The organism is Paenarthrobacter sp. DKR-5, from assembly GCF_018531425.1.
Taxonomy (GTDB): domain Bacteria; phylum Actinomycetota; class Actinomycetes; order Actinomycetales; family Micrococcaceae; genus DKR-5.
Genome location: NZ_JAHBOI010000005.1, coordinates 311,313 through 330,374 on the forward strand (window position 1 = coordinate 311,313; position 19,062 = coordinate 330,374).

Annotated in this window: 19 protein-coding genes; 7 read left to right on the forward strand and 12 right to left on the reverse strand. The window is 66.6% G+C overall.

The annotated features are described in order from the left end of the window. From KIH31_RS13030 to KIH31_RS13040, 3 genes are all read left to right on the forward strand, one after another. Positions 1-1,350 carry a hypothetical protein gene (locus KIH31_RS13030; protein ID WP_214427560.1) on the forward strand — a complete coding sequence of 450 codons (1,350 nt, stop codon included), beginning with the start codon at positions 1-3 and terminating at the stop codon, positions 1,348-1,350. Between the two features lie 78 nt (positions 1,351-1,428). Next, a complete protein-coding gene (locus KIH31_RS13035) occupies positions 1,429-1,872 on the forward strand; it encodes a hypothetical protein (protein ID WP_214427561.1) in 444 nt (147 codons plus the stop codon). Further along, positions 1,869-3,209 carry a hypothetical protein gene (locus KIH31_RS13040; RefSeq protein WP_214427562.1) on the forward strand — a complete coding sequence of 447 codons (1,341 nt, stop codon included), beginning with the start codon at positions 1,869-1,871 and terminating at the stop codon, positions 3,207-3,209. The genes KIH31_RS13035 and KIH31_RS13040 overlap by 4 nt, the downstream gene beginning before the upstream one ends. Positions 3,210-3,303: 94 nt before the next feature. On the opposite strand, the gene KIH31_RS13045 is transcribed toward KIH31_RS13040, so the two are convergent. The 6 genes from KIH31_RS13045 to KIH31_RS13070 all read right to left on the reverse strand — a co-directional run bounded on the left by KIH31_RS13045 (position 3,304) and on the right by KIH31_RS13070 (position 11,008). Then, complete coding sequence (locus KIH31_RS13045) at positions 3,304-4,422, reverse strand: endo-1,4-beta-xylanase (RefSeq protein ID WP_214427563.1); 1,119 nt, start codon at positions 4,420-4,422, stop codon at positions 3,304-3,306. A 74-nt stretch (positions 4,423-4,496) separates the two neighbouring features. Next, a complete protein-coding gene (locus KIH31_RS13050; RefSeq protein WP_214427564.1) occupies positions 4,497-5,471 on the reverse strand; it encodes an acetylxylan esterase in 975 nt (324 codons plus the stop codon). Positions 5,472-5,480: 9 nt separating this feature from the next. Next, positions 5,481-7,802: a beta-glucosidase gene (locus KIH31_RS13055; protein ID WP_214427565.1), complete on the reverse strand. Its 2,322-nt coding sequence runs from the start codon at positions 7,800-7,802 to the stop codon at positions 5,481-5,483. 25 nt (positions 7,803-7,827) lie between these two features. Continuing rightward, on the reverse strand, positions 7,828-8,694 hold the full coding sequence (locus tag KIH31_RS13060; protein WP_214427566.1) for a carbohydrate ABC transporter permease: 867 nt from the start codon (positions 8,692-8,694) through the stop codon (positions 7,828-7,830). Beyond that, positions 8,691-9,710 carry a carbohydrate ABC transporter permease gene (locus KIH31_RS13065; RefSeq protein WP_214427567.1) on the reverse strand — a complete coding sequence of 340 codons (1,020 nt, stop codon included), beginning with the start codon at positions 9,708-9,710 and terminating at the stop codon, positions 8,691-8,693. The genes KIH31_RS13060 and KIH31_RS13065 overlap by 4 nt, the downstream gene beginning before the upstream one ends. Before the next feature lie 11 nt (positions 9,711-9,721). Beyond that, positions 9,722-11,008, reverse strand: coding sequence for an ABC transporter substrate-binding protein (locus KIH31_RS13070; protein WP_214427568.1), 1,287 nt, complete (start codon positions 11,006-11,008; stop codon positions 9,722-9,724). A 217-nt stretch (positions 11,009-11,225) separates the two neighbouring features. Between KIH31_RS13070 and KIH31_RS13075 the strand changes: the two genes are divergently transcribed. After that, positions 11,226-12,245: a LacI family DNA-binding transcriptional regulator gene (locus tag KIH31_RS13075; protein WP_214427569.1), complete on the forward strand. Its 1,020-nt coding sequence runs from the start codon at positions 11,226-11,228 to the stop codon at positions 12,243-12,245. Positions 12,246-12,317: 72 nt separating this feature from the next. Here the strand turns inward: KIH31_RS13075 and KIH31_RS13080 are convergent, their stop codons facing one another. After that, the gene (locus KIH31_RS13080) at positions 12,318-12,545 is read right to left on the reverse strand and encodes a sulfurtransferase TusA family protein (RefSeq protein ID WP_214427570.1); all 228 of its coding nucleotides are present in this window, start codon (positions 12,543-12,545) and stop codon (positions 12,318-12,320) included. Between the two features lie 62 nt (positions 12,546-12,607). Beyond that, on the reverse strand, positions 12,608-13,672 hold the full coding sequence (locus KIH31_RS13085) for a YeeE/YedE family protein (RefSeq protein WP_214427571.1): 1,065 nt from the start codon (positions 13,670-13,672) through the stop codon (positions 12,608-12,610). A gap of 284 nt (positions 13,673-13,956) precedes the next feature. Between KIH31_RS13085 and KIH31_RS13090 the strand changes: the two genes are divergently transcribed. Next, entirely contained in the window at positions 13,957-14,160 is a 204-nt protein-coding gene (locus KIH31_RS13090) for a hypothetical protein (RefSeq protein ID WP_214427572.1), read from the forward strand. 554 nt (positions 14,161-14,714) lie between these two features. Here the strand turns inward: KIH31_RS13090 and KIH31_RS13095 are convergent. The 3 genes from KIH31_RS13095 to KIH31_RS13105 all read right to left on the reverse strand — a co-directional run bounded on the left by KIH31_RS13095 (position 14,715) and on the right by KIH31_RS13105 (position 16,647). Beyond that, the gene (locus KIH31_RS13095) at positions 14,715-15,209 is read right to left on the reverse strand and encodes an FBP domain-containing protein (RefSeq protein WP_214427573.1); all 495 of its coding nucleotides are present in this window, start codon (positions 15,207-15,209) and stop codon (positions 14,715-14,717) included. Positions 15,210-15,592: 383 nt separating this feature from the next. Then, on the reverse strand, positions 15,593-16,102 hold the full coding sequence (locus KIH31_RS13100) for a hypothetical protein (protein WP_214427574.1): 510 nt from the start codon (positions 16,100-16,102) through the stop codon (positions 15,593-15,595). Beyond that, positions 16,096-16,647 (reverse strand): hypothetical protein, encoded by a 552-nt coding sequence (locus KIH31_RS13105; RefSeq protein WP_214427575.1) that lies wholly within the window; start codon positions 16,645-16,647, stop codon positions 16,096-16,098. The genes KIH31_RS13100 and KIH31_RS13105 overlap by 7 nt, the downstream gene beginning before the upstream one ends. A 462-nt stretch (positions 16,648-17,109) precedes the next feature. Between KIH31_RS13105 and KIH31_RS13110 the strand changes: the two genes are divergently transcribed. Then, the gene (locus KIH31_RS13110) at positions 17,110-17,349 is read left to right on the forward strand and encodes a hypothetical protein (protein ID WP_214427576.1); all 240 of its coding nucleotides are present in this window, start codon (positions 17,110-17,112) and stop codon (positions 17,347-17,349) included. 194 nt (positions 17,350-17,543) lie between these two features. After that, positions 17,544-18,194: a DedA family protein gene (locus KIH31_RS13115; RefSeq protein ID WP_214427577.1), complete on the forward strand. Its 651-nt coding sequence runs from the start codon at positions 17,544-17,546 to the stop codon at positions 18,192-18,194. 112 nt (positions 18,195-18,306) lie between these two features. Here KIH31_RS13115 and KIH31_RS13120 read toward each other — a convergent pair whose 3' ends face one another. After that, entirely contained in the window at positions 18,307-19,062 is a 756-nt protein-coding gene (locus tag KIH31_RS13120) for a glucosamine-6-phosphate deaminase (protein ID WP_214427578.1), read from the reverse strand.

Below are 19,062 nucleotides of genomic sequence, written 5' to 3' on the forward strand. Positions count from 1 at the left end.
GTGGGATTGGACACGAGCACGCTCGACGGATGGGCGTCCCCGGCAGCCTTGGATGCCGCCGCGGCCCGGATCCGCAAGGAGGGTGAGGCGGTTTCCTCGGCGGTAGCAGGGGCTGCCGATACCTGGACAAGGCTGAATGGAAACTACCGGGCACCGGAGCAAAATGAGGTGCTCTCGGTGTTCCGCAACATCAACCCGCACGGGGACGCGGTCCGGACGGCGTCGCACCAGGCAGCCGCAGCGCTGGAAGACTTTGCGGCTGAGATCCAAACGCTGCAGCAGGAACGCCGGAACCTGCTCGCCGACGTCGCGGATTTCCTCGCGCGGCCCGCGCTCTCCGATCCACTGGGCGGCCTCGGTGATCCCCTCGGGGGCGGAAGCAACCCCCTGATCGGGGCTGAGAATGTGCTGCGGGCGCGGATCAGTGACCTGGCCGGAAGATACCGGCAAGCCGAGTCCGACTGCGCGGAAAGCATCGGCCGCATCGACGGCGTCCCTAAGCCGGGCATGGGGCTCTGGGCGGGCCGCAACTTTGCCGCATTCGTGGGAGCCGCCGACGGGTATTCGGACCTCTACACCTTCAAGTCGGTGCGGATAGCCGCGTACCACGAGGTCCCCGTGCCGTGGCAGGAGTTTGCCTTCACCCCGCTCCAGCCCGGCTCGCTGACGGCGGCGGAAGCGACAGGGGACCGGTACCTCACGGTGGCGGGCCGGGAAATCAGCATCCACAGTTCCGAGCACCCGGATTTTGGACGCACCCGGATGGAGCAGTACTGGCGTGACGGGTTCGCGACCAAGATGGACTGGCGTCCCGAGGTCAACAAGGCGATGTATGGAAACGTCGCTTGGTACCGCACGCGGGTCGACGCCAACCCGGTGAACTGGCGCCCGGAGGTTCCTGCTGCGGAAACACCGAGCTTCGCCGAACTGCCGACCGGGTTGAAGGGCCTCAAAGTTGGCGGCTGGGCCGTGTCCGCTGCAATGGCTGGAGTGACTTTCGTCGACGAGCGCGACCTTGAATACAACGAACTGCTCAAGGACGATCCCTCCATGAGCGAGTCGGCCCGTAATGCCAGGGCCGATGAGGTGGGCGCGGTGAAGACAGTGACCAAGACCGGCATGGACATCGGAGCCGGGATGGCCGGCGCCGCCGTCGGCACGGCCATCGGCGGCCCGGTGGGAACCGTCGTCGGCTTCGGTGTCGGCATGGGCATCTCCTACCTGAGCGACCAGCATCTGGATCTGTTGGGTGGAAAGAGCGTCAAGGATGCCGCCGCCGACGGTGCGGTGCACCTCTACGACGGAGCCAAGGATGCGGCCGTGGGGGCCTGGCATTCGCTCTTCGGCTGACCCCCGTTCCCGCCCTCGATTAGGCTTTGAGCAGTTGCCCGCCGCCTGACGCCTGAGCACCCGACCCGAAAGGCGCTTGTGATCAACCCCTATTTCGCCCTGTTTGTCGTCCCTTGGGGTCTCTTTCTTTTCGTGTGCGGCATTCTGCTGTACCGCAAAATCTGGCTGGGACTGCTGGCGCTCAACAGCGTGGCTCCCGGGCAGCCGGGGCTGGCTGCCACCTATATCGGTGCCTGGCTGGCGACGTTGCCGTTCGGCAACTGGTGGCTGTCATGGCACATTCCGGTGCTGCCCGCCCTGCTGTCGTTTGCGAATCTCGCCTGCCTGGTGATCGGCATCGTCGGGTGCTTCTGGATGCCGCGGTTCATGCAGCCGCGGTGGCTGAGGGAGACCAATGATGCAATTAAGCGCGGGGAAGACCTGTACACGCTCAAATACGGCCGGGGCGCCTCCAGGCCGGCTGCGGGTCAAACGAACCAGCCAACGCAAGCGCCCGACGGCGGCCGGGACACGGCGCCGTGACCGGCAGCGAAGCCGTGAGCGGTGAGTGGGTCCGGGAGCCGGCGGCCGGCGTGTCCGTGCCGCGGCTGCGAACATGGGAGCGGCTGCAGGACCCGCGGTCGGTGCTCGTATTGGCGCATCCTCCGGTCCCGGAGGGCCGCTTCCGCCCCAACCTCGTCATCCGCGTCCAACCGGACGAGGGTGCGACGCTGACCAGGCTCGCCACGGCGGCCATCGCCTCAACGATGGCGCTCGGCGAGGGCGTGCACGTCCTCTCCAACGAGGCAGTGCACGTCGGCCCGCTCCCGGCGCGGAAGCAGAAGTTTGTGTACCACGCGGCGGGGCAGACCGTTTGCGTTGACCGCTGGCTGCTGGTTGCCGGGGAAGAGGCAATCGAGGCCTCCGCGAGCTACGCCGTCCCGGACTACGTGGGCATGGAGGGCCTCTTCGCGCATATGATTTCGGGGCTCGGGTACGCGGGCAGCCGGGCGGAAGGGAACGGTGTTGCGGCTGGTGCGGCGGAATCCGGCGGAATCGGCAGCGTTGCCCCGCAGGAGCCCCGGCTGGACGAGCTCGCCTCAGCGGCGGCCGGGGAAGCGAGGGAGGACCTTGCCGCGATCCAGGCCGCGCAGCCCTACCGCTGCCAGGGGCCGGTCCTGACGAGCGTCGCCCTTCACCTGCTTATGGCTCTGGCCGACGGCGGCCGCGTGGGGCGCTTCGCCTCGGCCGCGGACAAGGCCGCACTGGCAGAGCTGGTCCAGGCGGGACTTGCCGGGAAGAACGGCCGCCTCACCGACGCTGGAGAGACCTTCACGACGCCGTGGCGAACCCCCGGTGCCGGGTTCATCCTGGCGGCCCGGCACGGAGAGCTCAGCACCGGGATCCAGGTGTGGACCGGCGACGGGCTCGCGATCCTCTCAGCAGGGCCCAGCCCCTTCCAGCCCGAGCAGTCCGCCATCGCTCCGGGAAATCAGCAACTGGACCTCGTCGATGCCGCGCAGCTGCCCATGCTCCTGGCGTCCTGGTGCGCCCTGGCACCCGCTTGGTCCCTCCCGGACAGCGGATTGACCATCCCGGGGCCTGTGTTCGAGGCGCGGATGGCGTCGGCGGCCGAGCCGGTCCCTGCCGGCGTGGGCGACGGCGTCCGGCGGATGTGGGAGCAGCCCTGGACCGGGTGGAATCTCATGTACCCGGGCGCCCCGGCCAGCCAGAGCTGGCTCAACGCCGGCGCCGCCGGCCACTACGCCGTCCAGGCGGATGAAACCGGCGCCGTCACGCTGACGCCGTCGTCGTCGGCCGTCGTGTGGGACGGCCTGGTCCGCTTCATCCACGGCACCCTTAACGGTGCAGGTCGCTAAGACCAGCCCGCTGAAAGGGGAGCAGGTGACGGTGATCCCACCCTCGCCGGCTCCCCTCCGGAACACCGTCCCTAACTACCCTTGGCGGCGGCCGTCAGTTCCTGCCGACACCCTGCCCCGTGCGGTGCGGTGCGCCCTTTCCGAGAGCGAGGTCCTGCTTAAGAGCGAAATACTGCGGCTTCGGCTGGAGGTTCTCGTCGTAGATGTCAGCCGCTCCCTCGCCCCGGAAGACCCCCGGGACCCATGAGTCAGCGTCGCTGAAGCCCCAGACGGTGTAGGAGATGCACTGCCTCACGGCCATGCAGGCCTGCAGCGTCTGGGAGTATGCGGCGACCTGGGCAGACTGCGCGGTGGGGGTGACCGGCAGCGAGGTGCGCACGTCGACTTCGGTTTCGGCTACTTCGAGCCCGAGGTCGGCGAACCGCTGCAGGTTGTTCTGCAGGTCCGGCAGCGGGTACTGCGTGTCCAGGTGCGTCTGGAACCCGACCCCGTCAATGGGCACACCCTGAGCCTGAAGGTCCTTGACCAAGGAGTAGACGGCATTGCTCTTCGGCCCGGTGAACTCGATGTTGTAGTCGTTGTAGAAGAGCTTGGCCTTGGGGTCCGCTTCGTGCGCCCAGCGGAAGGCATCGGCGATGTACCCTGGGCCCAGTTTCTGCAGCCAGATGCTGTTCCGGAGGGTTCCGTCGTCGTTGAATGCTTCGTTGACTACGTCCCACTGCCAGATTTTGCCCTTGAAGTGCGTCACTTCGTCGGTGATGTGCTTGTGCAGGATTGCCCGCAGCTGGTCCGGGCTCATCTGTGCAGCTGCGGCGTTGAGCCAGTCGGGCAGCTGGTTGTGCCAGACAAGGGTGTGGCCGCGCACAAGCTGGTGGTTCGCTTCGGCAAACGCCACAAGCCGGTCGGCAGCGCTCCAGTCATAGTTGCCCTGCGTAGGCTCCACCAGCTGCCACTTCATGACGTTCTCCGCCGTTACCGTCGAGAACTCGGCCGCAGTGATGTCCCGGTAGGCCTCGTTGCTCGCGAGCTGATCCGTGTTCACTGCTGTGCCGATGCGCAGGCCGATGTTGGCGGCCAGCGAGCGAAGCGAGTCGGAGTGGTGCGAAGCGCCGCCGGCCTCCGAGGGGCCAGGCGCGGCCATGGCCGCGGCCGGGGCGGCGAGGACGGCGCACAGTCCGAGGGCGCCGATGAGCAGGGGACGATGTATAGCCATGGATACTCCTAAATTGGTTGAGTACTGCACGGGAGGGGCTTGGGTTCTCCTTTCACGCCCCCGGCCTCGCGGGCTCAGGGGTTCTTCCGGACCGTCCGGGAGAGGAACTGGCGCATCAGCTGCTCATCCTCCGGGCCGCCGGCCTCGTGGCCGTTGTACGGCCACACCTGGATCTCCTTCTCGCCGTCGTAGGCATTAAAGGCAGCGAAGACGGTGGACGGCGGCGTGATCGGATCCATGAGTCCGACCGAGAAGAAGGCCGGATGCCTGGACCGGGTGGCGAAGTTGACTCCGTCGAAGTAGGTCAAGGTCTCGTGGACGGCGTCGTGCTCGGTGCGGTGGGTGGAGAGGTAGTCCGCGATCTCGCGGAAGGGGTAGGCGTCGGTGATCACCGTCGCGCGGGGGAAGTCGCAGAGGAAGGGGACGCTCACTGCGACGGCGGACAGATCGGGCACAAGCGCGCCGACGGCCAGCGCGATGGCTCCGCCCTGGCTCCCGCCCGTGACGGCAACGCGGGCCGGGTCGACCAACCGGAGGGTCCGTGCGGCGTCGACGGCGCGGACCCCGTCGGTGAAGAGCCGGCGGTAATAGTAGCTTTCCTTGCTGCTGATGCCCTTTGTCATCACGCCGGGCACTTGGGGGCCCGAGGGGGCGCCCGTGTCCGGTGTGTCGCCGACCGACCATCCGGACCCCTGTCCCCGGGTGTCCATTTGGAGATGCGCGAAGCCCGCCGAGGCCCAGAAGAGGTTCTCCCACGGGCGTCCGCGGCCTCCGCCGTAGCCGACATATTGGACGACCGCCGGCAGCGGGGCCGCCGGGTTCTTCGGTGTCCGCAGCCATGCCTTAACGGGATGGCCCCCGAATCCCGGGAAGGTGACGTCGTACACGTCGACGGTTTCCAGGCCGGTGTGGACTGGTTCGACCGTGACGTCGCCGCCGGCCCGGCGGGCGTCGGCAAGAGTCTGCTCCCAGAACGAGTCGAAATCCTCCGGGCAGGTCTGGGCGCTCTTGTAGGTGCGGAGTTCCGGTTCGGGCAGATCGTTGTGCATCGGGTTCCTTCAGCGGTCGGAGTGGAGGGTCTCGTGAACCTGGACGGTGTGGCCCGCCACCCGGCGGTCCTCCGCTGTCACGGCATGCTCGGGTCCGGTGATCGTGAGCGTCGCCGCGGCGTCGCGGACGTCGCAGGACGGACCGACCCAGAGTTCGACGTCGCCTGGTTCGACGATGCGGGCACCGCTGCTACCGGTGAAGGCCAGCCGGGCAGTCGGCACGTCGAACGTGACCAGTGCGCTCCCGCCCGGCTCGAGCGGAACCCGCGTGTAGGCAAGCAGTTGGGCGACGGGCCGCGTGACGCTGGCGTGGACGTCGCGGGCGTAGAGCTGCACCAGGTCCGTGCCGGCGCGTTCGCCCTTGTTTCGCACCGTGACGGCTGCGCGGAAAGACTCCCCGGCGGCCACGGAGGCATCCGCATAAAGGTCAGTGCGCTCGAAGGTCGTGTATCCGAGGCCGTGGCCGAAGGGGAGCACCGGCGTGCTGTCGGCGCTCGTGATCTCGGACGGGCCGCCGAGCACGGGGTGCAGGTAGGAGAACGGCTGTGCGCCGGCGGACCGGGGCAGCGAGACCGGCAGATGCCCGGAGGGTGCCACCCGTCCGGAGAGTACGGAGGCGATGGCCCGGCTGCCCTCCTCTCCCGGGAAGAAGGCCTGCAGGACGGCGGCCGGCGCGTCGGTTCCTTCGATGGCCCAGCCGATCGCGTACGGCCGGCCAGACAGGACCACCATGATGGTCGGGGTCCCTGTCCGGACCACTGCCTCCACCAGCTCCCGCTGGACGCCGGGCAATTCCAGGCTCTGGACGTCGTTGCCCTCGCCCACCGTCCCGCGGCCGAAGAGACCGGCGCGGTCGCCGACGACGACGACGGCCACCTCGGCGTCGGCGGCGGCTGCCGCTGCTTCCGCGATGCCGGACCGGTCCTCGCCGTCCACCCGGCAGCCTTGGGCGGTTGACACCGTGGCCCCGCTGAACTCCTCCCGCAGTGCCTCCAGCACCGGCGTGATTGCGAAGCCGATGGGCACATCGGGGTGGTGCGCCAGCACGTGGTTGGCGAACGAGTAGCAGCCCATGAGGGCTTCGACGGCATCGGCGTTCGGGCCCAGCACCGCGATCCTGCCGGCGGTCGCAGCGAGCGGCAGGACGCCGTCGTTGGTCAGCAGCACCAGGGATTCCTCCGCGAGGCGCAGCGCCAGCTCGCGGTGCCGCGGCGTGTCGAGGTCGATCTCGGCCGGCGGCGTCTCGAAGGTCGCGTCGAGCAGGCCCAGCTCCTCCTTCTGCGCCAGCACGCGCAGCACCGCGCGGTCCACCAGCGACTCTTCGGTCAGGCCGGCGCGGACGCGTTCGGCGAGCGGGGCCAGGAACGTGTCACCGGTCGGCAGCTCCACGTCGATGCCGGCGAACAGAGCCAGTTCGGCGGCCTCGCCGCGTCCGGCGGCGACCCGGTGCATCGTGTGCAGGAAGGCGACCGCAAAGTAGTCGGAAACGACGGTGCCGTCGAAACCCCATTCGTTGCGCAGGATTTCGGTCAGGTACTCAGGGTTTGCGGCGACCGGGACGCCGTCGATCTCCGAATAGGAGTTCATCACTGACCGCACGTGCCCGTCGCGCACTGCCATCTCGAACGGCTGGAGCAGGACGTCCCGGATCTCCCGTGTCCCGGCGTGCACCGGGGCGTGGTTGCGGCCGGCCTGCGACGCCGAGTAGCCGACGAAGTGCTTGAGCGTTGCGTGCACCCCGGCGGACTGCAGGCCGCGCACATAGGCCGTGCCGATCGTGCCGACCACGTAGGGGTCCTCGGCGATGCATTCGTCCACGCGGCCCCAGCGCGGGTCGCGGACCACGTCCAGGACCGGGGCCAGCCCCTGCTGGATGCCCAGTTCGCGCATTGAAGCGCCGATGGCGGCTCCGACCTGCTCGACCAGCTCCGGGTCGAACGCGGCTCCCCAGGCCAGCGGGGTGGGGAATGTGGCTGCCTTCCAGGCGGCCAGGCCGGTCAGGCACTCCTCGTGGACGAGGGCAGGGATGCCAAGCCTGGTCTGCTCGCGCAGCCGGCGCTGCTCGGACCACAGCCACTGCGCCCGTTCGAGGGGATCGACGGGACGGGTGCCGTACACCCTCGTGAGGTGTCCGATGCCGTTGGCAGTCGCGTCGGCGTAGCTGGTGGTAGTGGTGAACTCGCCGTCGAGCGGCGCCACGGTGTCCTCGCCCTTGTCCACCCAATAGCCGACCAGTTGGGCCAGCTTCTCCTCGAGGGTCATCCGGGCGTGCAGCCGCTGGACCCGCTCGGAGACGGCAGGGTGGGCGGGGAGGTTCTCTGGGATGCTCATGCTTCTTTCCTAGGGTGTGGCGCCGTCAGCCCTTGACGGCCCCGGTGAGTCCTCCGACGATCCGGCGTTCGAACAGGCTGAAGAACACCAGCGCGGGGATCATGGACAGGGATGTGAACGCGAGCACTTGTGCGGTGTCCGTGGAGTATTGCGACGAGAACGCCTGCACCCCGAGCGGGAGGGTGAAGGAGGCCTCGTGGTTCAGGATGAACAGCGGCAGCAGGTAGCTGTTCCAGCTGCCGATGAAGACCAGGATCCCGGTTGTGATCACACCCGGCAGCGAAAGTCGCAGCACCATGCGGAAGAAGAACCCGAGCCGGCTGCAGCCGTCAATGAACGCGGATTCCTGGATCTCGTCCGGGATGGCGCGCAGGAACGGCACGAGGATGATGATCGTCGTCGGCAGCGCGAAAGCGATCTGCGGCACGATGATGCCCACCAGCGAGTTCATCAGGCCCAGGTTGCGGACCACGATGTAGAGCGGCGTGATCGCGACCGTGATCGGGAACATCAGCCCCGCTGCGAAGAGCGAGTACAGGGCACCGCGTCCCCGGAACCGGTACCGGGCGAGGACGTAGCTGGCCATCAGGCCCAGGCCGACGGCTCCCACGGTGGTCGCCGCGCCGACGATTGTCGAGTTCAGCACCTGGCGCCAAAACACACCCCCGCCGATGACGGAGAGGTAGTTGCCGACGTTCCACGGGTTCGGGAAGCCGGCCGGGTCGGTCGTGATCTGCGCGTTGGTGCGGAAGCCGCCGAGGATGATGTACGCGATCGGAGCGAGCATCAGGGCGATGACGACGAGCGCCACGAAGTAGACGACGGGGGAGCCCCATGGCAGGCCCTTCTGCTGGGCCCGGCGGTGCGCCCGGGCGGAGGCGACGGCGGTCATCGCGCCTTCCTTTCTGTTAGGGCACCCTCGGTGTCGCGGCGGAGCACGAAGCGCTGGTACAGCAGCGCCACCACGAGGGAAATGAGGAAGATCACCACGGCGACGGCATTGCCGTACCCGTAGTTGCCGGCGTTGCGGCCGTTGGTGACCATGTAGGTTGCCATGGTCGAGGTGCCGGCGGTCGACGAAACGTACTGGCCCCAGATGATGTAGACGAGGTCGAACAGCTGCAGCGCCCCGATGATCGACAGGAACACCCAGATCCGCAGCGTCGGCCCGAGCAGCGGGAGGGTGATGCGCCGCTGGATCTGCCAGTAAGAAGCGCCGTCGAGCGCGGCTGCCTCGTAGAGCTCCTCCGGGATGCTCTGCAGGCCGGCGAGGAACAGGATGACCGCAAAGCCGATGTACTTCCAGGTGAGGATGCCCATCAGCGTCCAGACCGCGACGCTTGGATCAGCGAGCCAGTCGTGGGCCACCCAGCCGAGTCCGGCGTTCCTCAGGAAACCGTTGAGGCCGCCGTTGGTCTGCAGGATGAGGCTCCAGCCGGTGCCGACCACGACCTCGGAGATGACGTACGGCACGAAGATCAGCACGCGGATGATTGACTGGCCGCGCATCTTGCGGTTCAGCAGCAGTGCCAGGAGGATGGCCGCCGGGCCCTGGAGCACGAGGGACATCACGACGATTACGGCGTTGTGGCCCAGGGCCTGCAGGAAGGCCGGGTCCTGCAGGATCACCAGGTAGTTCTGCAGGCCGACGAAGTTGGTCGGCGGTCCGTACCCGGCCCAGCGGAAGAAGCCGTAGTAGGCCGCCATCACGACGGGGAAGATCACGAAGGCGACAAAGACGACGACCGCCGGTCCCGCCAGGATTGCGATCTCCAGCCGGCCGGACCAGTCGATGCCGCGGCGGCGCGGCTTCGATGGGAGCGGCGCGACTGCGCCGCTCCCATCACGCCGCGCGAGATCCGCTGTCGACACGGGGCCGGCCGAGGTTGTCTCGCGGGTGTTGCTCACGGAAGTTCCTCTTAGCCCTTCTTGGCGGCGTCATTCGCCGTCTGGATGAACTTCTGCGGGTCGCTTTTGCCGGCGAGCATGTCGACGACGGCGACGTTCAGCGCGTTGCCGATGTTCTGGCCGAGCACCGTGTCGAGCCACTGGGAGACGTAGGGCGCCGCGTTGTAGGCCTTGAGGATCTCCTTCAGGTACGGCTCGGTGACCGACTTCTGTGCCTCGGAGTTCACCGGGGGAGCGTTGAAGGCCTTGTAGTAGGCAACCTGCTGCGGTGTGCTTGCAATGAAGTTGAGGAAGTCAACGCATTCCTTCGGGGCCTTCACGGAGCACGAGAACCCGTCAACACCGCCCATGATCGCGGCCGGGTCGCCCTTTCCGCCGGAAACTCCGGGGAAGGGGTACCACGAGAGGTCAGGCAACGGCTTCTGGTTCGGCGTAAGCGAAGCGATCACTCCGGGATCCCAGGCGCCCATGAGTTCCATCGCCGCCTTGTGGTTCGCGAGCAGGCCGGCGGAGCTGCCGGCACCCTGCTGTGCCGACGTCGTCAGGAAGCCGTCGTTGAAGGGCTTGGTGGCTGCGAAGCTCTGCACATCCTGTGCTGCCTTGAGCCAGCACGGGTCGGAGAAGTCCTTCGAGTCGGCCGTCTTCTGCATCGTCGCGGCGTCGCACTCGCGCATCGAGAACCAGTAGAACCACATGGCGGCCGGCCAGGCATCCTTTGCGCCCAGTGCGACGGGCGCCGCACCCGTCGACTTCAGCTTGGCGACGTCGGCTTCCAGGTCGCTGATGGTGGCGGGTGCCGAGGTGATCTTGGCCGACTTGAAAAGGTCCTGGCTGTAGAACAGACCGCCCGGAAGCACCGCGAGCGGCATTGCCCAGACTTTGTCCTGGTACGTTTCCGCCTTGAAGGAGCCGTCCGAGATCACCTTCTTGGTGTCCTCGGATGCCTTGCCGGTGAGGTCCATCAGCTGTCCTGCCTGGACCATGGCGGCCATCTTGCCGCCGCCGCGCTGCATGAAGATGTCGGGAGCATCCCCGGAGTTGAGGGCTGTCTGGAGCTTGCCGTCCAGATCCTCGTTCTGGATCGCTTGGATGTTGATCGTGACATTGGGGTGTGCCTTCTCGAAGTCCGCGACAGCGGTCTTCCAGAACTGCAGCCCAGGGCCGGTTGTGGAGTTCTCCCAGAGCGACATGGTCACCTTGCCGTCAGAGGAGCCGCCGGAAGGGCCGCCGCAGCCGCTGAGGGCCAGCGAGCCCAACACCAGAACCGCTGCCCCTGTCAGGAGCTTTTTGGCTTTCATCTAATTCCACCCTGTTCTCTTCGTTGAGCGGCGCCCCGTCTGGGCGCGCTTAGGAGGCAGGATCGTGCCCGGGAATGAGAGAGGATGAGTCCTTCAGCTTCAGCCGGGTCCGACCTAAAAGTGTCCCGGATCACTCCGGACCCCTGAAGCTTCGCAAGGGCCGAAGGGCCCGTCAAACGTTTTCGAAAACCTTTTCCATGAAGTACGCTCGGGCCCTATGAGAAGGCGCGCAACTATCCGTGACGTGGCCGAGGCAGCCGGCGTTTCGGTCTCCACCGTGTCCAAGGCGGTCAACGGCCGCTACGGGGTGGCAGTGGAAATGACCGAACGGATCCTGCGGATCGCGCGGGAGCTCGGCTACGAGTCGAGCCTCGTCGCCAGCAGCATGCGCTCCCGGAAGACAGGGGTTATTGGCGTCCTCGTGGCCGGTTTTGAGCCGTTCAGCGCGGAAATCCTGAAGGGTGTCGGGTCCGCCCTGAGCGGTTCCGGGTACGACCTTTTGGCCTACAGCGGGTCGCGCCAGTCCTCCTCCGAGGGCTGGGAACGGCGATCGCTCAGCCGCCTGAGCGGCACCCTCATCGACGGTGCCATCATGGTCACGCCCACCGTCGTGAACGTGAGCGCCGAGGTACCCATCGTCGCCATCGACCCGCACACTGGCCGCGTGGATCTGCCGACCGTCGAGTCCGACAGCCTGGGCGGCGCCCGGAGCGCCACCAGGTTCCTGATGGAACTGGGCCACCGAAGGATCGGTTTCGTCGCGGGCCGGCCAGACCTGCGCTCAGCCGCCGCCAGGGAGGCCGGTTACCGCCATGCCCTCTCTGAGGCGGGGATCCCGTTCGACCCCTCGCTGGTCGTGGTCGGCAACTATGAGACGGAATCTGCCCGGGAAGCAGCGCACCGCCTGCTCAGTAGGCCGGACCGGCCGACCGCTGTCTTCGCCGCCAATGACCTCTCCGCGATCGTCGTCGTCGAAGTCGCCCGGGAGCTCGGTCTGGAGGTGCCGCGCGACCTCTCCGTGGTGGGCTTCGACGACATTCCGGAGGCCGCTCGGCACGCCCTGCCGCTCACGACGGTGCGCCAGCCCATGGGCCGCATCGGCGCCGCCGCAGCCGCCCTCGTCGTCGCCCTGATGAACGGCGAGACCCCTGAAACGACCCAGATCAAGATGCCCACAAGGCTCATTCCCCGCGCCACGACGGCGCCGCCCAGCCTCCCCGGCCGCAGGGCCGTTTAAACAGGTTTCCCCTTGCCAGACGTGCCGGCAAGGGGAAACCGAAATGTGTCGCGGTGTGCCCGCGGGCGCGGGTCAGGCCTTCTGGACCGTGATGGACCATTCCGCGTCGCCGGTCTTGCTGAAATCCGTCACCGGGTACCCGTTCTCGGCCGCCCAGCGCGGAATCGCGTCCGTGGCCTGCGTGCAGTCGAAGTTGATCACCAGCTCGTCGCCGCCAGTGAGGGTCGCCATGGCGTCCTGCGCTTCAATGAGGGGGAACGGGCAGACTTCGCCGTTGGTTTCGAGGGTTACCTTTGCCATTATGTGTGACCTTTCGGGGCCGGGTCCGGCCCGCTTTGAGAGTGATCCGAATGCGAGGAGAACTAGGCGTTGCTCAGCACGCGGGCAGGTGCTCCGGTGGAGGCGGGGGCGCTCCGCCGCTTCGGGATGGTCAGCTTCGCGGCCACTCCGGTGCCCAGGAGCATGAAGACCAGCGCCGTCCAGCCTTGGAAGCTGAACTCCGCGGTCTGGACCATGGCGTTGCCGATGGTGCAGCCGCCGCCGAGCGCCGCGCCGATGCCCATCAGGGCTCCGCCGCCGAGGCTCTTGAGGACCGTCGTCGCGTCAGGGACCCGGACGCGGAACTCTCCGCTGCCCTTCGCCGCAATGAAGGAGCCGAGCAGAATGCCGACCACGAGGAAAACGCCCCAGTCAATGAGGCTGGTCTTGCCGCTCACGAGATAGTTGACCAGGTTCGAGGAGGGAGTGGTGATGCCAAGTCCGTCCTTGCGACCGCTGGCCCAGCTTAGCGGCCAAGCGGCGATCGCGATCAGGCCGATCACGACGGCCGTGCCGAAAGCGCCCCACCGCTTCTCGAACAGCAGGTGCGCAAGCCCCGTACGCGACGCCGGAAGGGCGGCGAACTTGAGTTTGGGCTTGCTGAGGTGGTGCCGGACGGCCAGCCCGACGCCGACCGCGAGCAGTGCTACCAAAACCCAGGGGGAGACCCCGAGGACCTGGTAGAAGTTGTTCTCCTTGATCGTCACTGAGCGCACCGCGGTGTTGAAGCCGGAGAGCGCGCCGGTCTTCATGATTGCGCTGAACAGCGCGTACGTGATCAGCGCGAGCCAGCTGCCGACCAGGCCTTCACCCGAGCGGTAGTAGGTGCCGGTTGCACAGCCGCCGGCGAGCACGATCGCGAAACCGAAGATGAAGCCGCCGACGATGGTCGCCAGCCACGGGAACGCCGGTGTCTGCAGGTGGATGACGCCGAGGGCGTCGAGGGCAAAGACCCCCACGCTCTGGACGGCGACGACCAGCAGGAAGGCACTCAGCCAGCGGGTGTTCCTGTTCACCCACACGTCACGGAACGCGCCCGTGACGCAGAATCGTCCACGTTGCATCGCAAAACCAAGTGCGATGCCAACGAATAAGCCGGAAATAAGCATGTGGGCCCCCTTTAGGTCGCGCGGCAGAATGCTCGCAGCTTCAGTACGCTAGGCCTCCCGCAGCAGGGCGGTAAAGCTGTATTGCGCCGCGTGAACGCGTGTGAACTCCCGTGACGGCCTGGCTTGACGGTGTGTTTTGGGGCGGTCCGATGCTGAACGCAACGGCCGTTGGGCCCGGGACAGCCGGAGCGGCGAGGAGTTGAATGTGCTCCAGTGCGTCAACGCACTGCCGATTGCAGCCGCCTCCCCCGGGGGCGGTCTGCTTTGCAAAGGAGCAAAGGATTATGGCAGGAATCGAAGACCATTTCGACATGGCGTACCACGGCAAGTCCGGTGAGGAGCTGGCCTCCTCGCCCGTCAGTGCGCTCAAGGGCGTGACGGACGCGGACGCAGAACATCTGAAGGCAGCATTCGGCATCACCACGGTCAAGGACCTCGGGACCAACAAGTTCTTCCTCTGGGCCCAGGAGGTCGCCAACGCCAAGTGAGCGCTGGAGAGTATGACCGGAGAAACGGGAATGCCCCCGGTGGAAACCGGGGGCATTCCCGTTTGTCCCTCAAGGGACAAACGGGGTTTAGACGCTGTTCGAAATCTCGACGCTGGCAGGAACGGGCACGGGGCCTCCCTGGCGGCCGGCCCTGCGGCAACGCGCCGCGTATGAATGCCGACACACGCGGAGTTTAGGGCTTGCACTGCAACGCGGCGAGGCTCGAAAGGCCTGCGGTGCGGTGGGGAAAAGAAGGTGGCGCCAGCCTTCTTCTTAAGCCGACACCACACAAACCCCTCGGCCGGGGCGCTGGCCGCAATCGTTGCTGTCCGGTACGTCCACGGAGTTGAGGATGATGACGGTCCGTACGAACGCAGCGGACCGCCACCACTAAATCCAGCATATTGAATGCCGGAAAAGTACACGCCGAGGCCTCATGTGTTCTTCCTCACGGGCGAGCTCGGAGGAACTGCGGCCCCGTCGTCGGTGGAAGGGTCCCGCCGCCGTGGGTGTGCGCCCGCGTGGAACGCCGTGTGACGCGCACGAATACCGGCTCAGCGGCCGCGGACCCGGTTCAGGAACAGCTGGCTGCGGGACTGAACGCCGAGGATCTGTCGCTTCACGACTTCTGCCGGGTCCGGGTGGATGCCGTTGGCGGGCGGTTCAACGCGGGCGTTCGCGGAGCATTCAAAGCCGGCGCAGATCAGCGTCCCGACGGTGTTGCCGTCGCGTCCGGGCTTGCCGGCCCGCCGGGCGACCCACAGGAGCACGTCCTCCTTGGAGAACACGTCGCGACAGATTTCGCACAGCACTGAGCGGTTCTTCTTGGCCCCGCCCTCGGGGGCGCGGAGCATGATGCCGGTGAGTGCACCGCCGTCGGGGATGATGAGATAGCCGCGCAGCGGCATTTTTTCGTCACGCCAGCCCAGGAAGTCCAGCGCCTCCCAGTCGAGGGTGTCGAAGTTTTTGGGCAGGTTGAGCCTGGCCGCTTCGGAACGGCTCGCGTTGATGAATGATGACCGGATCTGCTGGGCACTGATTTTTTGCATGGTAGAGCTCTTTCAGGAAGGTTCGCTGGTGCCCCGAATCACTGAGGGAGGGGGCCTTGTTCTGCGAATCAGCCGATCCAGCCGCTCCGGACCCGTGTAAGAGGGCGATGCCTCACGACGGGTACAGCGAGGAACGCACGCGGGTGCCGGCGGCTAGCGCCGCACCGGGGTGCCGGACCGGGCTGATGACGAGGACGCGATGCAGGCCACAGCGGCCACCTCGCTCACCATGGCTGCACTTGCCGATGCGGCGTGCATGCTCATTCCCCCTGTCCGAAAAGCCCAACGTTTGTCATCCTCGCAAATCGCGGTGCTTCCCGCAATGCCGACGCCACCTTAAGGCGATCCGGCCGACCGGCCGGTCGGCCGCGGGCCTGGACCGGCTAGCCCTCCATCCGCCAGGTGATGAGTTTCAAGGTCCCGTTGCCAGCGCGCACGGCGGTTGTGAGGTTGTTCGAAGTGGGCACGGCCAAAGCAATTTCACTGACCGCGCCAGCCTTGTCGTCACTGTCGCCCGTTCGTTGGATGGTGCCGCTATTCGGGTCGACGTCCCAGCTGATGAGCTTCAGGGAGCCGTTGCCTGCACGCACCGCCGTCACGTATCGGGCTTCGCCGAAACGGGAAATGCAAATACAGGTGGCCTCGCCGGCTTGACTGCCGCTGTCGTGGAGACGCTTGATCTGTGTACCGTCGGCCGACATCGACCAGCTGATGAGCTTCAACGAGCCGTTGCCCGCCCGGACCGCTGTGAGGAGTCCGGCCATCGCGATTTCGCTCACTTCTCCGGCTTGGTCGTCGCTGTCACCTAGCCGCGAGATATTTCGGCCGTCTTCGGAGATGCCCCAGCTGATGAGTTTGAGGTTGCCGTTACCCGCCCGAACCGCTGTCAGCACAATGTTCGGCGTCGGGACCGATACTGCGATGAGGCCACTTCTCCGGCTTGGTCGTCGCTGTCGCCGAGGCGGGTGATGACTCCTGTGGCGCCGTCGAGCGCCCAGCTAATCAGCTTCAGCGAGCCGTTGCCGGCCCGAACTGCCGTGACCAGGTCCGCTGCTGTCTTCGCCGGGCCGGGGACGATGGTAACAATGCTGGCCGCACCGGCATGACCGTGCGTGTCCTTGAGGCGGGTGATGGGTCCCGAACCGTTCCCGTCGTCCCAGGAAATGAGGAGCAAGTCTCCGCTGCCATCCCGGACGGCTGTCACGGTGCGGTTCCGGTTCCTCGTGACGGAAATTGCGCTTACCGCTCCCGCCTGGTTGTCGCTGTCGGAATCCCGGGTGACCGGCCCGGGACTGCCGGTGCTCCAATTGATCAGTTTCAGATCACCGGATCCTGTCCTCACTGCCGTCAGTGAGTAAAAGCCGAGGTCTTCAACAGTGATATCGGTGGCCTCGCCAGCCAGCGCTCCGCTGTCGCCAATCCGAGTGAAAGTAGTCATGGCAAAGCCCCCTACAGAATCCCCGCTCTGAAGAGCATTCCCGATCCCTCCGGCGAGCTGCCAAACGCGGGACGGAGGATCGAGCGCCCCAAGTAGGCGATATGGTTCGCCCGATCGTTGGCACTGTCAAGGGCATCAAGACACCCGTTGCCCTCGTCCTGACAGGCATGGTGGCCGGGCGGCAGCTCTGATCAGTCTTGAGCCTGCTTCTGAAGTTCCACCCATGCCTGGAAGCCGCTGACGAGATCGGCCGCTTGGGTCAGCCCGAGCCGTTGGAGGGTGTGTGGGCGGCAAGGCTTGAGCTGTAGCCCTCGTTGCAGACGATCACAATCCGTCGAGCGTGGTCGTCGGTGGATCTGCTCCCATGCGGCCCCACCGCAGGGCCATGGGGGCCGTGTTCTGAAGCCAAAAGGTCCGCCGTGGCTGCTGGCCGATTGTCTGGGCACGGGCGGCAGAGCCACCATGGGCAGCGCGGAGCTCGGGGACGCCGGAGGTCCGCTGCTGGTCGGCTCCGCCGCTGCCCTCGCCGGGACAGGCTGGGGCCTTGCCGCCCTCGCCGTCCTGGTCGCCGTTGCGGCCGGGGCGCCCCGGGCACCCGGGCGGGCGAAACATCTCCTTCGCTTCACCGGAAGCGGCCCGTGCCCTGAGCGTGGCCGGCAGCCTCCCGCAACGGCTTCGCTGGCCGGTGCCGGCAGCGGATAAACGACCGCGTGTCGGGGGTGGGCGTATTGTCGAAGGACAGGTGGCCGGTGAAGGACAGGCTTTGCCGCCAGGGCCGGCCGTGCAGGGGGCCCGGGCAAAACACACCGGAGGAGCGCCCTCTTGAACAAGCATTATCCAAACGAAGGACCTTCCGGCCGTCTCCCGGACCGGGGCCGCTCTGAGCGGTTGTCCTGATGGGCGGCTTCGTTGACAGGATCCTCAACGTCAGCCCGGTCCTGGCACTGACGCTGGTAGGTTTGCTGGTCTTCGCCGAGGACGCCCTGTTTGTCGGGTTTGTGATCCCGGGTGAGACCGCAGCGGTCCTGGGCGGCGTCGTGGCCAGCCGGGGGCACGTCCCAGTGTGGTCGATGATGGCACTCGTCGTGGTTGCCGCAGTGGTCGGGGATACCGTCGGCTACGAGATCGGCAAGCGCTTCGGGGCCCGGGTGCTGAACCTGAAAGTCATGGACAAGCGCCGGGCGAAACTGGAGAACGCGCAGGAGTTCCTGCGCCGCCGCGGCGGCTCAGCGGTGTTCCTGGGCCGGTTCGTGGCGTTCTTCCGCGCCGTCATGCCCGCGCTGGCCGGTACGTCCCGGATGCATTACCCGAGGTTCCTGGCCTTCAACGCGGCAGGCGGACTGGTGTGGGGTGCAGGGTTCGTGCTGCTGGGTTTCCTGGCCGGCAACTCCTACGAGACGGTGGCGAAAGCTGCAGGACGGGACGTAACGGCAGGCGTGGTCATTCTCGCACTGATTGTGTTCATCACTTGGCGGATACGCAAGAGCCGTGCCAGCCCCGCCGGGGGCCGAGTTGCCCGCCAACATACCGACGAACCACAGCGGTAAACCACTAAGGCCGTCGCTACGCTTCTGTGATGGGCCTTCTGTACCGGGTGAGGGACGCAGCCTCTGGCCCTGCATCACCGCCCGCCTGCTCATCGAGGCCGTGCAGTGAGGGTCAGTTGGCGAGAGCGGGGCTGAGGGAACCTTTGGTCAGTTGGCTCGCGGCGCCACTATCCGCGATGACAGTTGCTGATGAATGTGCTCGGAGGTGTGAAGCAGGCGTGGCTGGATCCGTTGGCTCGTGCATGGCTGCTTTGAGTGCTGCCGCTTTGGGATACCCGGAGGCCACGAGGAGGATCTGCCGGGCCCGCAGGATGGTTCCGATACCTTGCGTGATGCTGTGCTTCGGGACGTCCTGAAGGCTGTTGAAGAAGCGAGCGTTGTCCTGTCTGGTCTGTTCGGTCAGGTCGACGACTCTGGTTTCCGATGCCGGGTCGGAGCCGGGCTCGTTGAAGCCGATATGGCCGTTGCTGCCGATGCCAAGGATCTGAAGGTCCACTCCGCCAGCGTCTTTGATCGCGCGCTCGTAGCCTAGGCATTCAGCGTTCAGGTCGTATGCGCAGCCGTCCGGGACGTGGACCAGGGCGGGGTTCATTCTTAGCGGCTCGACGACTTCACAGCGAATCACGTTTCGGTAGCTCTGCTGGTGCTCGGCGCTGAGACCGACGTATTCATCGAGTGCGAACGCTTGGACCCCGGAAAGGTCCAGTCCGTTTCTAACCCGTCGTGCGAGGGCGGCGTACACGGGAAGCGGGGATGATCCGGTTGCGATCCCGAGGACTGCACGGGGGTTCGCGCGTATGACGGACTCGATCATGTCGGCCGCTGTTTCGCCGAGTTGCCGCTGATTTTCGACTATCCGGAGCTGCAT

Excerpts from the sequence above, each read along its gene's own strand:
- KIH31_RS13045 (WP_214427563.1), bottom strand. The coding sequence starts at position 4,422 with ATGGCTATACATCGTCCCCTGCTCATCGGCGCCCTCGGACTGTGCGCC.
- KIH31_RS13050 (WP_214427564.1), bottom strand. The coding sequence starts at position 5,471 with ATGCACAACGATCTGCCCGAACCGGAACTCCGCACCTACAAGAGCGCC.
- KIH31_RS13055 (WP_214427565.1), bottom strand. The coding sequence starts at position 7,802 with ATGAGCATCCCAGAGAACCTCCCCGCCCACCCTGCCGTCTCCGAGCGG.
- KIH31_RS13060 (WP_214427566.1), bottom strand. The coding sequence starts at position 8,694 with ATGACCGCCGTCGCCTCCGCCCGGGCGCACCGCCGGGCCCAGCAGAAG.
- KIH31_RS13070 (WP_214427568.1), bottom strand. The coding sequence starts at position 11,008 with ATGAAAGCCAAAAAGCTCCTGACAGGGGCAGCGGTTCTGGTGTTGGGC.
- KIH31_RS13075 (WP_214427569.1), top strand. The coding sequence starts at position 11,226 with ATGAGAAGGCGCGCAACTATCCGTGACGTGGCCGAGGCAGCCGGCGTT.
- KIH31_RS13080 (WP_214427570.1), bottom strand. The coding sequence starts at position 12,545 with ATGGCAAAGGTAACCCTCGAAACCAACGGCGAAGTCTGCCCGTTCCCC.
- KIH31_RS13085 (WP_214427571.1), bottom strand. The coding sequence starts at position 13,672 with ATGCTTATTTCCGGCTTATTCGTTGGCATCGCACTTGGTTTTGCGATG.
- KIH31_RS13090 (WP_214427572.1), top strand. The coding sequence starts at position 13,957 with ATGGCAGGAATCGAAGACCATTTCGACATGGCGTACCACGGCAAGTCC.
- KIH31_RS13095 (WP_214427573.1), bottom strand. The coding sequence starts at position 15,209 with ATGCAAAAAATCAGTGCCCAGCAGATCCGGTCATCATTCATCAACGCG.
- KIH31_RS13105 (WP_214427575.1), bottom strand. The coding sequence starts at position 16,647 with ATGACTACTTTCACTCGGATTGGCGACAGCGGAGCGCTGGCTGGCGAG.
- KIH31_RS13110 (WP_214427576.1), top strand. The coding sequence starts at position 17,110 with ATGGGCAGCGCGGAGCTCGGGGACGCCGGAGGTCCGCTGCTGGTCGGC.
- KIH31_RS13115 (WP_214427577.1), top strand. The coding sequence starts at position 17,544 with ATGGGCGGCTTCGTTGACAGGATCCTCAACGTCAGCCCGGTCCTGGCA.
- KIH31_RS13120 (WP_214427578.1), bottom strand. The coding sequence starts at position 19,062 with ATGCAGCTCCGGATAGTCGAAAATCAGCGGCAACTCGGCGAAACAGCG.